This window comes from Escherichia sp. MOD1-EC6021 (assembly GCF_002965245.1).
Lineage (GTDB): Bacteria > Pseudomonadota > Gammaproteobacteria > Enterobacterales > Enterobacteriaceae > Escherichia > Escherichia coli_F.
On the sequence record NZ_PTRU01000018.1, the window covers coordinates 94,643 to 106,836 of the forward strand.

Below are 12,194 nucleotides of genomic sequence, written 5' to 3' on the forward strand. Positions count from 1 at the left end.
GTTTCTCTTTAGACTAATTATTCTGATAAATATCTTTATACAAACGGCTTTCAAAACGCACTAACGGAATGCGGCGATTACGCTGATCCGCGGGTTCTACCGCATAGCCAGAAAGATATTGTACAAACGCCATTCGTTGCCCGCTCGCTGTGGTAATGAATCCCGCCAGGTTATATACCCCCTGCAAAGAGCCGGTTTTTGCTGAGACTTTTCCGTCCACGCCAGCCTGATGCAGGCCCGCACGGTACTGCAAAGAGCCGTCATAGCCTGCAAGCGGCAGCATAGAGATAAAGTTAAGTTCATTGTCATGTTGGGCAATGTATTGCAGCACCTGCATCATGGTGGCAGGTGCAATCAGGTTATGCCGCGAAAGCCCTGAACCATCGGCAATAATCGAGTTACCAATATCGATACCAGCTTGCTGACGCAGGATCTGACGTACGGCGTCCGATCCGGCCCGCCATGTTCCGGGCACATTGAAGCGCGCATGGCCTATCATGCGGAAAACCGTATCGGCAATCATGTTGTCTGACTTTTTCAGCATAATCTTAAGCAGATCGTGCAACGGGGCCGACTGTTTACTGGCAACTACCGTTCCGGGTTCATTAACCTGAGTCTGGCGCAGTAGTGTTCCGCTCCAGGTGATACCTGCCTGTTTTAACTCATCTTTCAGAATTGCACCGGCATAGCTGGCTCCATCCTGTATGGCAAAAGCCAACGGGAGCGGCTCAGAACGTTGTGGCAGGCATCCGGTCAGCGTAAAGCGGTTCAGGTCGCCTGGCACCACATCCAGCTCGCAATATTGCGCTTCGGCAGAACCACGGGGGAGGGTGCGTACCTGGCTGAACATCGTAACAGGGTAATAAGATGCCACGCGTATAAAGGCCATATCACCGGGTTTTTGGGCACTGTAGAGCGAGACGGAGAAACAGTTGCGGTCAACTATGGCGGCGGCAGGCGGAGCGCTAAAGCATTGTGTCATGTCATTCCACGGCCAGCCGGGGGCTTTATCGTGGCTGGCAAAAATGGAGGTGTCTATCAACACATTACCATCAATTTGGTTGACGCCAGATTTTTTCAAAGTCGTGACCATATTGCGAATATCCTGACGTTTTAACGTCGGATCGGCACCAAATCGCGCCACTAAGTCACCCTTGAGTACGCCGTTTTCCACATTGCCTTTGGTTTCAAGCGTAGTAGTAAAACGAAAATCGGGGCCGAGTTGAATCAACGCCGCCAGCGCAGTAATCACTTTCTGCGTACTGGCGGGCAGCGCCATCTGCTGACTGTGGTAATCAATAGCGGGGGCCGATGCGCCGACTTTTTGCACCATCAGGGCAAGGTTGGCGCCAGCGGGGAGTTGAGTAATGTACTCATCTACATTCGCGGCCTGAACACTGAACGCTATACAGCTGGTCAATCCGATGATAAATCTGGAAAATCGCATAATCTCGCGCTAACAACCTGGAATCGAGCCGTCATACTACGGCGCAACGCCCTATAAAGTAAACGATGACCCTGCGGGAACTTCAGGGTAAAATGACTATCAAAATGTGAATTGCAGCTGACCTGGGACTTGTACCCGGGTCGGTATTTTTTTGCTTCTGGTCCCGGTGAGGAGTTATGCCGGGCAGGCCGAACAGCTGGGGTGGGTGGAGACTCGCCCCATCAGGAATATTCAAGAGGTATAACAAATGCAAGCTATTCCGATGACCTTACGCGGCGCTGAAAAATTACGCGAAGAGCTGGATTTTCTGAAATCTGTGCGCCGTCCTGAAATTATTGCTGCTATCGCGGAAGCGCGCGAGCATGGCGACCTGAAAGAAAACGCCGAATACCACGCAGCTCGTGAACAGCAGGGTTTCTGCGAAGGTCGTATCAAAGATATTGAAGCCAAACTGTCGAACGCCCAGGTGATTGATGTCACCAAAATGCCTAACAATGGGCGCGTTATTTTTGGTGCTACCGTAACGGTGTTGAATCTGGATTCTGACGAAGAGCAGACTTATCGCATCGTTGGCGATGACGAAGCTGACTTTAAACAGAACCTGATTTCTGTAAACTCGCCTATTGCCCGTGGCCTGATCGGCAAAGAAGAAGATGATGTTGTGGTCATCAAAACGCCGGGCGGCGAAGTAGAATTTGAAGTAATTAAGGTGGAATACCTGTAAGAATTACCCAATACTCAAGATGTTGATGTATTGTAAAGAAAGGAAAAAGGCCGCTATGCGGCCTTTTATCAACGAACAGAGCGTGGCATTTTGCTCTCCTGCCTGCGGAAAACCCCTCGTTTTACACAGCAAATGTGTGTAACTTTAGGATAATCTTAGCGTGGCAACGAGATTTTACGTTCTTTAGTTGGGCGATAAAGCACCAGCGTTTTACCGATGACCTGTACATTACAGGCGCCGGTTTCGCGCACGATAGCTTCCACGATCAAGGTTTTAGTTTCGCGATCTTCGGTGGCGATTTTCACCTTGATGAGTTCATGGTGCTCTAACGCTTGTTCAATCTCGGCCAGTACCCCTTCGGTCAAACCATTACTGCCAAGCAGAACAACTGGCTTGAGCGGATGTGCCAGACCTTTCAGGTGCTGTTTTTGTTTAGTACTCAGATTCATCGTATTTTTTGCTTACGTTGGGATTGAAAACGGGTCATTCTACCGCCATCTCCCATATATCACCAAATAGGCGCGTAAAAATTTACGCAATTGGTTACGATGAGTTATCCCCATGGGAAAGTTAAATGACAGGTAAGAAGCGTTCTGCCAGCTCCAGCCGCTGGCTTCAGGAACACTTTAGCGATAAATATGTTCAACAGGCACAGAAAAAGGGGTTACGTTCCCGTGCCTGGTTTAAACTTGATGAAATACAGCAAAGTGACAAACTCTTTAAACCGGGAATGACGGTTGTCGACCTTGGTGCTGCTCCGGGTGGTTGGTCACAATATGTGGTCACCCAAATTGGCGGCAAAGGCCGCATCATCGCTTGCGATCTTTTACCTATGGATCCTATCGTTGGTGTGGACTTTCTTCAGGGCGATTTTCGTGATGAACTGGTGATGAAAGCACTGCTGGAGCGCGTTGGCGACAGCAAAGTCCAGGTTGTCATGTCCGATATGGCACCAAACATGAGCGGAACACCGGCGGTGGATATCCCCCGTGCCATGTATCTGGTGGAACTGGCGTTAGAAATGTGTCGTGATGTATTAGCGCCAGGTGGCAGTTTTGTAGTGAAGGTGTTCCAGGGCGAAGGTTTCGATGAGTATCTAAGGGAAATTCGCTCCCTGTTTACGAAGGTCAAAGTTCGTAAGCCGGACTCTTCTCGTGCACGTTCGCGGGAAGTGTATATTGTAGCGACCGGGCGTAAACCCTAACCGGGAGATTTCAGACGAAAGTTTGAAAGATGCTGGATATAGAGTATCCTGACGCTGTTTTTAACACAGTTGTAATAAGAGGTTAATCCCTTGAGTGACATGGCGAAAAACCTAATTCTCTGGCTGGTCATTGCCGTTGTGCTGATGTCAGTATTCCAGAGCTTTGGGCCCAGCGAGTCTAATGGCCGTAAGGTGGATTACTCTACCTTCCTACAAGAGGTCAATAACGACCAGGTTCGTGAAGCGCGTATCAACGGACGTGAAATCAACGTTACCAAGAAAGATAGTAACCGTTATACCACTTACATTCCGGTTCAGGATCCGAAATTACTGGATAACCTGTTGACCAAGAACGTCAAGGTTGTCGGTGAACCGCCTGAAGAACCAAGCCTGCTGGCTTCTATCTTCATCTCCTGGTTCCCGATGCTGTTGCTGATTGGTGTCTGGATCTTCTTCATGCGTCAAATGCAGGGCGGCGGTGGCAAAGGTGCCATGTCGTTCGGTAAGAGCAAAGCGCGCATGCTGACGGAAGATCAGATCAAAACGACCTTTGCTGACGTTGCGGGCTGCGACGAAGCAAAAGAAGAAGTTGCTGAACTGGTTGAGTATCTGCGCGAGCCGAGCCGCTTCCAGAAACTCGGCGGTAAGATCCCGAAAGGCGTCCTGATGGTCGGTCCTCCGGGTACCGGTAAAACGCTGCTGGCGAAAGCGATTGCAGGCGAAGCGAAAGTTCCGTTCTTTACTATCTCCGGTTCTGACTTCGTAGAAATGTTCGTCGGTGTGGGTGCATCCCGTGTTCGTGACATGTTCGAACAGGCGAAGAAAGCGGCTCCGTGCATCATCTTTATCGATGAAATCGACGCCGTAGGCCGCCAGCGTGGCGCAGGTCTGGGCGGTGGTCACGATGAACGTGAACAGACTCTGAACCAGATGCTGGTTGAGATGGATGGCTTCGAAGGTAACGAAGGTATCATCGTTATCGCTGCGACTAACCGTCCGGACGTTCTCGACCCGGCGCTGCTGCGTCCTGGCCGTTTCGACCGTCAGGTTGTGGTTGGCTTGCCAGATGTTCGCGGTCGTGAGCAGATTCTGAAAGTTCACATGCGTCGCGTACCATTGGCACCCGATATCGACGCGGCGATCATTGCCCGTGGTACTCCTGGTTTCTCCGGTGCTGACCTGGCGAACCTGGTGAACGAAGCGGCACTGTTCGCTGCTCGTGGCAACAAACGTGTTGTGTCGATGGTTGAGTTCGAGAAAGCGAAAGACAAAATCATGATGGGTGCGGAACGTCGCTCCATGGTGATGACGGAAGCGCAGAAAGAATCGACTGCTTACCACGAAGCAGGTCACGCGATTATCGGTCGCCTGGTGCCGGAACACGATCCGGTGCACAAAGTAACGATTATCCCGCGCGGTCGTGCGCTGGGTGTGACCTTCTTTTTGCCTGAGGGCGACGCAATCAGCGCCAGCCGTCAGAAACTGGAAAGCCAGATTTCTACACTGTACGGCGGTCGTCTGGCAGAAGAGATCATCTACGGGCCAGAACATGTTTCTACCGGGGCGTCCAACGATATTAAAGTTGCGACCAACCTGGCGCGTAACATGGTTACCCAGTGGGGCTTCTCTGAGAAACTCGGTCCGCTGCTGTATGCGGAAGAAGAAGGTGAAGTGTTCCTCGGTCGTAGCGTAGCGAAAGCGAAACATATGTCCGATGAAACGGCACGTATCATCGACCAGGAAGTGAAAGCACTGATCGAGCGTAACTATAATCGTGCGCGTCAGCTTCTGACCGACAATATGGATATTCTGCATGCGATGAAAGATGCTCTCATGAAATATGAGACTATCGACGCACCGCAGATTGATGACCTGATGGCACGTCGCGATGTACGTCCGCCAGCGGGCTGGGAAGAACCAGGCGCTTCTAACAATTCTGGCGACAATGGTAGTCCAAAGGCTCCGCGTCCGGTTGATGAACCGCGTACGCCGAACCCGGGTAACACCATGTCAGAGCAGTTAGGCGACAAGTAAGTTCCCGCATTAGATGACTGTATTTGTACCGAAAACCCCGGGGCGTGCTCCGGGGTTTTTTCTTATCAATTCATACCAGGGATAACATCATGAAACTCTTTGCCCAGGGCACTTCACTGGACCTTAGCCATCCTCACGTAATGGGGATCCTCAACGTTACGCCTGATTCCTTTTCGGATGGCGGCACGCATAACTCGCTGATAGATGCGGTGAAACATGCGAATCTGATGATCAACGCTGGTGCGACGATCATTGACGTTGGTGGCGAGTCCACGCGCCCAGGGGCGGCGGAAGTTAGCGTTGAAGAAGAGTTGCAGCGTGTTATTCCTGTGGTTGAGGCAATTGCTCAACGCTTCGAAGTCTGGATCTCAGTAGATACTTCCAAACCAGAAGTCATACGTGAGTCAGCGAAAGTTGGTGCTCACATTATTAACGATATTCGCTCTCTTTCCGAACCTGGCGCTCTGGAAGCTGCTGCAGAAACCGGTTTGCCAGTTTGCCTGATGCATATGCAGGGAAATCCAAAAACCATGCAGGAAGCCCCGAAGTATGACGATGTCTTTGCGGAAGTGAATCGCTACTTTATTGAGCAGATAGCTCGTTGTGAGCAGGCGGGTATCGCAAAAGAGAAATTGTTGCTCGACCCCGGATTCGGTTTCGGTAAAAATCTCTCCCATAACTATTCATTACTGGCGCGCCTGGCTGAATTTCACCATTTCAACCTGCCGCTGTTGGTGGGTATGTCACGAAAATCGATGATTGGGCAATTGCTGAACGTGGGGCCGTCCGAGCGCCTGAGCGGTAGTTTGGCCTGTGCGGTCATTGCCGCAATGCAAGGTGCGCACATCATTCGTGTTCATGACGTCAAAGAAACCGTAGAAGCGATGCGGGTGGTGGAAGCCACTCTGTCTGCAAAGGAAAACAAACGCTATGAGTAATCGTAAATATTTCGGTACCGATGGGATTCGTGGTCGTGTAGGGGATGCGCCGATCACCCCTGATTTTGTACTTAAGTTGGGTTGGGCCGCCGGTAAAGTGCTGGCGCGCCACGGCTCGCGTAAGATCATTATTGGTAAAGACACGCGTATTTCTGGCTATATGCTGGAGTCAGCACTGGAAGCGGGTCTGGCGGCTGCGGGCCTTTCCGCACTCTTTACAGGCCCGATGCCTACACCTGCCGTGGCTTATCTGACGCGTACCTTCCGCGCAGAGGCCGGGATTGTAATTTCTGCATCGCATAACCCATTCTACGATAACGGCATTAAATTCTTTTCTATTGACGGTACTAAGCTGCCGGATGCAGTTGAAGAAGCCATCGAAGCGGAAATGGAAAAAGAGATCAGCTGTGTTGATTCGGCAGAACTGGGTAAAGCCAGCCGTATCGTTGATGCTGCGGGTCGCTATATCGAGTTTTGCAAAGCCACGTTCCCGAACGAACTTAGCCTCAGTGAACTGAAGATTGTGGTGGATTGTGCAAACGGCGCGACTTATCACATCGCGCCGAACGTGCTGCGTGAACTGGGGGCGAACGTTATCGCTATCGGTTGTGAGCCGAACGGCGTAAACATCAATGCCGAAGTGGGGGCAACAGATGTTCGTGCGTTACAGGCGCGCGTACTGGCTGAAAAAGCAGATCTTGGGATCGCCTTTGACGGTGACGGCGACCGCGTGATTATGGTTGACCATGAAGGCAATAAAGTCGATGGCGACCAGATTATGTATATCATCGCGCGCGAAGGTCTGCGTCAGGGCCAACTGCGTGGTGGCGCGGTGGGTACATTGATGAGCAACATGGGGCTGGAACTCGCCCTGAAACAGCTAGGAATTCCGTTTGCTCGTGCGAAAGTGGGTGATCGCTACGTACTGGAAAAAATGCAGGAGAAAGGCTGGCGTATCGGTGCAGAGAATTCTGGTCATGTGATCCTGCTGGATAAAACCACAACCGGTGACGGCATCGTTGCTGGTTTGCAGGTGCTGGCGGCGATGGCGCGTAACCATATGAGCCTGCACGATCTTTGCAGCGGCATGAAAATGTTCCCGCAGATTCTGGTTAACGTGCGTTACACCGCAGGTAGCGGCGATCCGCTGGAGCATGAATCAGTCAAAGCTGTAACCGCAGAAGTTGAAGCGGCGCTGGGTAGCCGTGGACGTGTGCTGTTGCGTAAATCCGGCACCGAACCGTTAATTCGCGTGATGGTAGAAGGCGAAGACGAAGCGCAGGTGACTGAATTTGCACACCGCATCGCCGATGCAGTAAAAGCCGTTTAACGCGTTATATAACTGTCTAAAAAGGCGGCGATTGTCGCCTTTTTTCTCGGTGAACATATCGGTTTTGCTGTTTTTTTCCGCAGTTGATACAATGCGATAAAATTGCCCTTGCGAAGGTCATTCGCTTTGGTTAGTATTCACACCCGCTTCAGTGGGAAAGATTAGAAATTCCCGCTTTATTGGTTGAAGCATTGGTACGCGGCAACTCCGCAAGGAACAGGTTGATTATGTACGAAGCTCTTTTAGTAGTTTTCCTTATTGTGGCAATTGGCCTTGTTGGTCTGATCATGCTGCAGCAAGGTAAAGGCGCTGATATGGGAGCCTCCTTCGGAGCAGGCGCTTCCGCTACGCTGTTTGGTTCAAGTGGTTCTGGTAACTTCATGACCCGCATGACGGCGCTGCTGGCAACGTTATTCTTCATCATCAGTCTGGTGCTGGGTAACATCAATAGCAACAAAACCAATAAAGGTAGTGAATGGGAAAACCTGAGTGCACCGGCCAAAACCGAACAAACTCAGCCAGCTGCTCCGGCTAAGCCGACCAGCGATATCCCGAACTAAAAGTAGTATCCGTGCCGAGGTGGTGGAATTGGTAGACACGCTACCTTGAGGTGGTAGTGCCCAATAGGGCTTACGGGTTCAAGTCCCGTCCTCGGTACCAAATTCCAGAAAAGAGACGCTGAAAAGCGTCTTTTTTCGTTTTGGTCCTGGTCTGAGGAATGGTTGTCAGATATCTGTATCTCGTCCAGTTGCTTTACTCGTAGCTGGTACTTTGAAACGATGGTGCCGGTACGCCTTAGTTATAAACTTTTCCCTACTGCTGACATAATTGGCACTTTATTGTGTCAACTCCAGTTCCGGTACGAATACGGATATGTTTACTTCTCGATAAACCATCCTGCTCCTGTCAGTATAACTACTGATGGCTACGTTCTGCGTAATGTTTAGAGACGCATTGATAATGTTATTTAATTACTGAGAACAATGGCCGCATCATTTAAAAAGAAAAAACTAACAGTGTTTCGGTCTGATATGGATCAGCATTGAAAAACATGTCTGATATAAAATTGAACATTGTTGATAATTGTTTATATTGGTTGTGAACTTGGATTTCTGGATGACAGTATTCAACAAATTTGTTAGAAGTTTTAAATCTCATTGGTTGTTGTATCTTTGTGTTATTGTTTTTGGTATTACGAACTTAGTCGCCTCTTCCGGAGCGCATATGGTTCAGCGATTGCTGTTCTTCGTTCTGACCATCCTGGTTGTTAAACGTATATCATCCCTTCCGCTTCGCCTGCTTGTTGCCGCACCATTTGTGTTACTGACAGCGGCAGACATGAGTATTAGCCTCTATTCATGGTGTACCTTTGGTACAACTTTCAATGATGGATTTGCGATTAGTGTGCTGCAGAGTGATCCGGATGAAGTTGTCAAAATGCTGGGGATGTATATCCCTTATCTATGTGCTTTTGCCTTTTTATCCCTTCTTTTTTTGGCAGTAATAATAAAATATGATGTTTCCTTGCCGACGAAAAAAGTGACAGGAATATTATTGCTGATTGTCATTTCGGGCAGTTTATTTTCCGCTTGTCAATTTGCTTATAAAGATGCAAAAAATAAAAAAGCGTTCAGTCCATATATACTAGCGTCGCGATTTGCTACCTATACACCGTTTTTCAATCTCAATTATTTTGCTTTAGCAGCGAAAGAGCATCAAAGATTACTCTCAATTGCAAACACGGTGCCGTATTTTCAATTATCAGTCAGGGATACAGGTATTGATACCTACGTGTTGATTGTGGGGGAGTCTGTACGTGTCGACAATATGTCTTTGTATGGATATACACGCTCTACGACACCGCAAGTCGAAGCACAAAGAAAACAGATCAAACTGTTTAATCAAGCAATAAGCGGTGCACCTTACACTGCGCTGTCGGTTCCCCTTTCTTTAACTGCTGATTCTGTTTTGAGTCATGACATTCATAATTACCCGGACAACATTATTAATATGGCTAATCAAGCAGGATTTCAGACTTTCTGGCTAAGCTCGCAATCCGCTTTTCGGCAGAATGGTACAGCAGTTACCAGTATCGCCATGCGCGCCATGGAAACAGTCTATGTCAGAGGATTTGATGAATTGTTGTTGCCGCATTTATCGCAAGCGTTACAGCAAAAGACGCAGCAAAAGAAACTGATTGTTCTTCATTTAAATGGAAGCCATGAACCGGCTTGTAGCGCCTATCCGCAATCCAGCGCCGTGTTTCAACCACAGGACGATCAGGATGCCTGCTATGACAACTCCATTCATTACACAGATAGTTTGCTAGGTCAGGTTTTTGAATTATTAAAAGATCGCCGAGCCTCGGTCATGTATTTTGCCGACCATGGCCTGGAACGCGACCCGACGAAGAAGAACATTTATTTTCATGGAGGCAGGGAGGCCAGCCAGCAGGCATATCATGTTCCGATGTTTATCTGGTATAGCCCCGTTCTTGGGGATGGCGTGGATCGCACAACGGAAAACGATATCTTTTCCACTGCTTACAATAATTACCTTATTAATGCGTGGATGGGGGTAACAAAGCCGGAACAGCCGCAAACGCTGGAGGAAGTGATTGCACACTATAAAGGAGATTCACGGGTTGTAGATGCAAACCATGATGTTTTCGATTTTGTGATGCTAAGAAAGGAGTTTACTGAGGATAAGCAAGGTAACCCCACCCCTGAAGGGCAGGGTTGATGTCGAATTACTGGCCTTTATTTTCCAGATTCTCCACCTGCGGCACGCCTGAAGCGGCAGAGGAGGAAAGCAGGCCAGTTTTGGCATAGCCGAAAAGTTTCTCGCGGGTATCGGTGATATCCAGGTTGCGCATGGTCAGTTGACCGATACGATCGTCTGGCGAGAACACCGAGTCGCCTTTTTCCATCGTCAGACGCTCTGGCTTGTAGGTCAGATTCTCTGAGATGGTATTAAGGATGGAGTAATCGTTCCCGCGGCGTAGCTCCAGGGTAACTTCACCAGTGATCTGGCTGGCAACCCAGCGTTGCAGGGAGTCACGCAGCATCAGCGCCTGGGAATCAAACCAACGTCCCTGGTACAGCAAACGGCCCAACTGACGACCATGTGCGTGATACTGCTCAATGGTGTCTTCGTTGTGAATACCGGTCAGCAGACGTTCATAAGCGATATGTAGCAGCGCCATCCCCGGAGCTTCGTAAATACCACGGCTTTTCGCTTCGATGATACGGTTTTCGATCTGGTCGCTCATGCCCAGGCCATGACGACCGCCGATGCGGTTAGCTTCCAGCATCATTTCTACGTCATCGCTAAAGGTTTTACCGTTCAGCGCCACCGGATGACCTTGCTCAAAGCGTACTGTGACTTCTTCTGCCGGGATCTTCACGCTCTCATCCCAGAACTTCACGCCCATAATCGGGTTGACGATTTTGACGCTGGAGTTGAGGTATTCCAGATCCTTCGCTTCGTGTGTTGCACCAAGCATGTTAGAGTCCGTGGAGTAGGCTTTTTCGACAGACATTTTGTAGTCGAAACCGCAGGCAATCATAAATTCAGACATTTCATGACGGCCGCCCAGTTCATCAATAAAATCAGTATCAAGCCACGGTTTGTAAATCTGAAGTTCAGCATTGGTCAGCAGACCGTAACGATAGAAACGTTCGATATCGTTTCCTTTATAGGTACTGCCGTCTCCCCAGATATTCACGCCATCTTCTTTCATGGCCGCAACCAGCATTGTGCCAGTCACGGCGCGGCCCAGCGGCGTCGTGTTGAAATAGGTCAGGCCGCCGGTGGTGTTATGAAATGCGCCACACTGAATAGCGGCAATACCTTCGGCAACCAGTTGTTTGCGGCAGTCGATCAGACGTGCGTTCTCCGCGCCGTATTCCATGGCACGACGAGGGATCGCATCATAATCCTCTTCGTCTGGCTGGCCCAGGTTTGCAGTATATGCATAAGGAACCGCTCCCTTTTGTCGCATCCACAGCAGTGCGGCACTGGTGTCCAGACCGCCGGAAAAAGCGATACCAATACGTTGACCTACCGGGAGATGCTTGAGAATCGTCGTCATAAAATAACACCCTGCTTAATTAACTGATGATGAGCCTGGATTTCCGCTCTCACTGAATTTTTATGCAAAATAAATGAGTTTTCATTTAATCATCTTTTATCGGTGACAGGAAGAGTTTAGTGTGTTTTTTGTAAAATAATGCGCTTAAGGAGGAGCAGTAGAGGGCAAAAGTATTCGACAAAAGAAAGTGAACTGGATATTCATTCACGCGATTAGCAATAAATGTTGACAAAATGTGGCGTGGATCACTATAATGCCTGCAGATTTTACGTCCCGTCTCGGTACACCAAATCCCAGCAGTATTTGCATTTTTTACCCAAAACGAGTAGAATTTGCCACGTTTCAGGCGCGGGGTGGAGCAGCCTGGTAGCTCGTCGGGCTCATAACCCGAAGGTCGTCGGTTCAAATCCGGCCCCCGCAACCA

General features: G+C 49.4%; 10 protein-coding genes and 2 tRNA genes. 9 read left to right on the plus strand and 3 right to left on the minus strand.

All coding sequences use genetic code 11. The annotated features are described in order from the left end of the window. Nucleotides 1-13: 13 nt before the first annotated feature. Entirely contained in the window at nucleotides 14-1,447 is a 1,434-nt protein-coding gene (dacB, locus tag BEB54_RS19375; RefSeq protein WP_105276803.1) for a serine-type D-Ala-D-Ala carboxypeptidase, read from the minus strand. A gap of 247 nt (nucleotides 1,448-1,694) precedes the next feature. Here dacB and greA point away from each other — a divergent pair, with 247 nt between their 5' ends. Next, on the plus strand, nucleotides 1,695-2,171 hold the full coding sequence (greA, locus tag BEB54_RS19380; protein ID WP_001148001.1) for a transcription elongation factor GreA: 477 nt from the start codon (nucleotides 1,695-1,697) through the stop codon (nucleotides 2,169-2,171). A 155-nt stretch (nucleotides 2,172-2,326) separates the two neighbouring features. On the opposite strand, the gene yhbY is transcribed toward greA, so the two are convergent. Next, nucleotides 2,327-2,620: a ribosome assembly RNA-binding protein YhbY gene (gene yhbY / locus BEB54_RS19385; protein ID WP_001054420.1), complete on the minus strand. Its 294-nt coding sequence runs from the start codon at nucleotides 2,618-2,620 to the stop codon at nucleotides 2,327-2,329. Between the two features lie 125 nt (nucleotides 2,621-2,745). Between yhbY and rlmE the strand changes: the two genes are divergently transcribed. From rlmE to BEB54_RS19420, 7 genes are all read left to right on the plus strand, one after another. Continuing rightward, on the plus strand, nucleotides 2,746-3,375 hold the full coding sequence (gene rlmE / locus BEB54_RS19390; RefSeq protein WP_000145975.1) for a 23S rRNA (uridine(2552)-2'-O)-methyltransferase RlmE: 630 nt from the start codon (nucleotides 2,746-2,748) through the stop codon (nucleotides 3,373-3,375). Nucleotides 3,376-3,474: 99 nt separating this feature from the next. Beyond that, nucleotides 3,475-5,409 carry an ATP-dependent zinc metalloprotease FtsH gene (gene ftsH, locus BEB54_RS19395; protein WP_001107467.1) on the plus strand — a complete coding sequence of 645 codons (1,935 nt, stop codon included), beginning with the start codon at nucleotides 3,475-3,477 and terminating at the stop codon, nucleotides 5,407-5,409. An 89-nt stretch (nucleotides 5,410-5,498) separates the two neighbouring features. Then, the gene (gene folP, locus BEB54_RS19400) at nucleotides 5,499-6,347 is read left to right on the plus strand and encodes a dihydropteroate synthase (protein WP_000764731.1); all 849 of its coding nucleotides are present in this window, start codon (nucleotides 5,499-5,501) and stop codon (nucleotides 6,345-6,347) included. Next, complete coding sequence (gene glmM, locus BEB54_RS19405; protein WP_000071137.1) at nucleotides 6,340-7,677, plus strand: phosphoglucosamine mutase; 1,338 nt, start codon at nucleotides 6,340-6,342, stop codon at nucleotides 7,675-7,677. The genes folP and glmM overlap by 8 nt, the downstream gene beginning before the upstream one ends. Before the next feature lie 227 nt (nucleotides 7,678-7,904). Next, nucleotides 7,905-8,237: a preprotein translocase subunit SecG gene (secG, locus tag BEB54_RS19410; protein ID WP_001295556.1), complete on the plus strand. Its 333-nt coding sequence runs from the start codon at nucleotides 7,905-7,907 to the stop codon at nucleotides 8,235-8,237. A gap of 13 nt (nucleotides 8,238-8,250) precedes the next feature. Beyond that, nucleotides 8,251-8,337 (plus strand) — tRNA-Leu (locus BEB54_RS19415). Between the two features lie 456 nt (nucleotides 8,338-8,793). Next, nucleotides 8,794-10,419, plus strand: coding sequence for a phosphoethanolamine transferase (locus tag BEB54_RS19420; RefSeq protein ID WP_077760079.1), 1,626 nt, complete (start codon nucleotides 8,794-8,796; stop codon nucleotides 10,417-10,419). A 7-nt stretch (nucleotides 10,420-10,426) separates the two neighbouring features. Here BEB54_RS19420 and argG read toward each other — a convergent pair whose 3' ends face one another. Beyond that, entirely contained in the window at nucleotides 10,427-11,770 is a 1,344-nt protein-coding gene (argG, locus tag BEB54_RS19425) for an argininosuccinate synthase (RefSeq protein WP_033869850.1), read from the minus strand. Nucleotides 11,771-12,117: 347 nt separating this feature from the next. Here argG and BEB54_RS19430 point away from each other — a divergent pair. Further along, nucleotides 12,118-12,194, plus strand: a tRNA-Met gene (locus BEB54_RS19430).

Coding starts and splice junctions, on each gene's coding strand:
- rlmE (WP_000145975.1), top strand. CDS start 2,746: ATGACAGGTAAGAAGCGTTCTGCCAGCTCCAGCCGCTGGCTTCAGGAA.
- argG (WP_033869850.1), bottom strand. CDS start 11,770: ATGACGACGATTCTCAAGCATCTCCCGGTAGGTCAACGTATTGGTATC.
- dacB (WP_105276803.1), bottom strand. CDS start 1,447: ATGCGATTTTCCAGATTTATCATCGGATTGACCAGCTGTATAGCGTTC.
- BEB54_RS19420 (WP_077760079.1), top strand. CDS start 8,794: ATGACAGTATTCAACAAATTTGTTAGAAGTTTTAAATCTCATTGGTTG.
- glmM (WP_000071137.1), top strand. CDS start 6,340: ATGAGTAATCGTAAATATTTCGGTACCGATGGGATTCGTGGTCGTGTA.
- secG (WP_001295556.1), top strand. CDS start 7,905: ATGTACGAAGCTCTTTTAGTAGTTTTCCTTATTGTGGCAATTGGCCTT.
- folP (WP_000764731.1), top strand. CDS start 5,499: ATGAAACTCTTTGCCCAGGGCACTTCACTGGACCTTAGCCATCCTCAC.
- yhbY (WP_001054420.1), bottom strand. CDS start 2,620: ATGAATCTGAGTACTAAACAAAAACAGCACCTGAAAGGTCTGGCACAT.
- greA (WP_001148001.1), top strand. CDS start 1,695: ATGCAAGCTATTCCGATGACCTTACGCGGCGCTGAAAAATTACGCGAA.
- ftsH (WP_001107467.1), top strand. CDS start 3,475: ATGGCGAAAAACCTAATTCTCTGGCTGGTCATTGCCGTTGTGCTGATG.